Raw genomic sequence first — 2,481 nt, forward strand, 5'->3', positions numbered from 1 at the left:
AAGATATAAAAGTAATTGAACAAGCTATACAAACAAAATAATAAGCTAGCTAGAATTCTAGTTAGCTTATTTTCTTTTGTAAATACAATGTTCATATATTATTCACAAAAACACCGTGTTAATAGTGATTAAAATCACAATCTGCATTATAAGATTCAGTTAAACTAAAAACAGTTAAGGAAATAGAGGAGTGGGATACAATGTTAAGTGCAAAAACAATTGAAATCGTAAAGTCAACAGTACCATTATTACAAGAAAAAGGCGTTGAAATTACAACGAGATTTTACGAAATTTTATTTTCGGAACATCCGGAGTTATTGAATATTTTCAACCATACAAATCAGAAAAAGGGAAGACAACAACAAGCGTTAGCGAATGCTGTTTATGCAGCTGCAACGTACATTGATAATTTAGAAGCTATTATTCCAGTTGTAAAACAAATTGGTCATAAGCATAGAAGTTTAGGTATTAAAGCAGAGCATTACCCGATTGTAGGTACATGTTTACTACGTGCCATTAAAGAGGTCGCAGGTGCACCTGATGAAGTTTTAAATGCATGGGGAGAAGCATATGGTGTCATTGCTGATGCATTCATTAGCATTGAAGCAGAGATGTATGAAGAAGCTGCACATAAAGAAGGTGGATGGAAAGACTTCCGCAACTTTGTGATTGTTAAAAAAGTGAAGGAAAGCGATGTTATTACGTCATTTTATTTGAAACCTGAAGATGGAGGGAAAGTTTCTTCATTCATCCCAGGTCAATATGTAACGGTTCAAATCAATATTGAAGGTGAGACATATACACATAATCGTCAATATAGTTTATCCGATGCTCCTGGGAAAGAATATTATCGTATTAGTGTAAAAAAAGAAAAAGGTGTAGATACACCAGACGGTAAAGTGTCTAATTACTTACATGAACATGTAAAAGAAGGAGATGTTTTACCAGTAAGTGCACCAGCGGGAGATTTCGTGTTAAATATGGATTCAACATTACCAGTTGTACTAATTAGTGGTGGAGTAGGGATTACACCGATGATGAGTATGTTAAATACGTTAATTGAGCAAGATTCAAAACGTAATGTATATTTTGTTCATGCAGCAATAAATAGTAATACACATGCAATGAAAGAAGACGTTAAGGCAGTAGAAAATGAATATGAACAAGTTAAAGCATATACTTGTTATTCTGCACCGACTGAAAAAGATTTAGAAATGAAGAACTTTGATAAAGAAGGTTTCATTGAAAGTGAATGGTTAAAAACTATTATTCCGACAACTGAAGCAGAGTTTTATTTCTGTGGTCCAGTAGCATTTATGAAGCATATAAATGCTGCACTAACTGATTTAGGTGTGAAACAAGAGCATATTCATTATGAATTTTTCGGCCCAGCAACAAGCTTACAATAAGCAAAAAAACGAGGTATTTATTTTACCTCGTTTTTTATTTGTTCTCGTAATAAACGGTTTACTGTTTCACGACGTATACCTATCAGTTGACCAATTTCGGTTTGTGTTAATATTTCATATATAGGAATGTCACCTAAATATAGGGTGAACCATTCTTGTAAACGATGAAGACGTTCTTTCGGAGAGACGGTTGTCAATTGATCAATTCGTTGTTGCATCATTCTTAATTTAGATTGCAATTGCATAGCGATGTTAGCATACGATTCGGGATTTGCTTGAAGTCTCTCGTACCATTCACTACTAGTGATCGGTTCCACTTCTGTTTTTATTAAAGCGATAGCTGTACCGTGATATTCTTTCGGTGAAATTAAAGAATGATGAGGTATCGTTTCACCTGGAACGATAATGTTGAATAAAAATGGTGTTCCGTCTTCTTCTAGCCGAACTACTTTTAATAAGCCTGTTTTTATAAAGTATAAAGGACCGTCCTCGCCTTGACGGAATAGTACATCTCCTTTGTGTAGAATCAATGTTAGCCCCCCATTAATATGTTTCTATTTCGCGTATATGTATATAGACAATATGCTATTTCAACAGCAATTTCATTGACGAAATGTATGCTATTACAGTAGTATACTATTTAGTGTGTAATAGTACTAGCAATGAATACGCTGTAGGGGGTTTAGTATATTGTTAGATGCGATGAGAATGACGGATATGAGAATTCCGGCGAATGCTATCATTCATGTAGAAGAGATGAAAGGTGGAGTCGTTTTATCCGTTGAAGTAGACGGCCAAATTATTTATACGATGGCTTATGATGAAGAAACAGATAGCTATGCTGAATTATATGATCGAAACGATAAGAGGGCGTGCCAAGTACATGAAGACTTCATGGGGTGGTCACTTCTTCATTAAAAAAGATGTCAATATGACATCTTTTTTTATTAAATCGATAGAATATACAAAGAAATGAAATATAAGGATAAAATTTGTAATAATTGATTTTGCATTGTTAGCACTCTGTAACTGCAAGTGAACTATTTTTTCGCTATCATAAAGATAACAGTCG

The 2,481-nt window shown here is 34.0% G+C and carries 3 protein-coding genes; 2 read left to right on the forward strand and 1 reads right to left on the reverse strand.

Features of this window, described 5'->3' with window-relative positions; genetic code table 11:
* The first annotated feature begins 200 nt into the window (after window positions 1-200).
* Entirely contained in the window at window positions 201-1,409 is a 1,209-nt protein-coding gene (gene hmpA / locus ACQGS6_RS26395; protein ID WP_000947320.1) for an NO-inducible flavohemoprotein, read from the forward strand.
* A 17-nt stretch (window positions 1,410-1,426) separates the two neighbouring features.
* Here the strand turns inward: hmpA and ACQGS6_RS26400 are convergent, their stop codons facing one another.
* Window positions 1,427-1,939 carry a Crp/Fnr family transcriptional regulator gene (locus ACQGS6_RS26400; RefSeq protein ID WP_000600585.1) on the reverse strand — a complete coding sequence of 171 codons (513 nt, stop codon included), beginning with the start codon at window positions 1,937-1,939 and terminating at the stop codon, window positions 1,427-1,429.
* Between the two features lie 160 nt (window positions 1,940-2,099).
* Here ACQGS6_RS26400 and ACQGS6_RS26405 point away from each other — a divergent pair, with 160 nt between their 5' ends.
* Window positions 2,100-2,327 carry a hypothetical protein gene (locus ACQGS6_RS26405; protein ID WP_000883009.1) on the forward strand — a complete coding sequence of 76 codons (228 nt, stop codon included), beginning with the start codon at window positions 2,100-2,102 and terminating at the stop codon, window positions 2,325-2,327.
* Window positions 2,328-2,481: the final 154 nt, after the last annotated feature.

The organism is Bacillus sp. GMs2/2 (assembly GCF_050172095.1).
In the GTDB taxonomy this organism is placed as follows: Bacteria; Bacillota; Bacilli; order Bacillales; family Bacillaceae_G; genus Bacillus_A; species Bacillus_A cereus.

What these genes read in the sequence shown, in the direction of transcription:
- hmpA (WP_000947320.1), top strand. Translation starts at nt 201, where the DNA reads ATGTTAAGTGCAAAAACAATTGAAATCGTAAAGTCAACAGTACCATTA.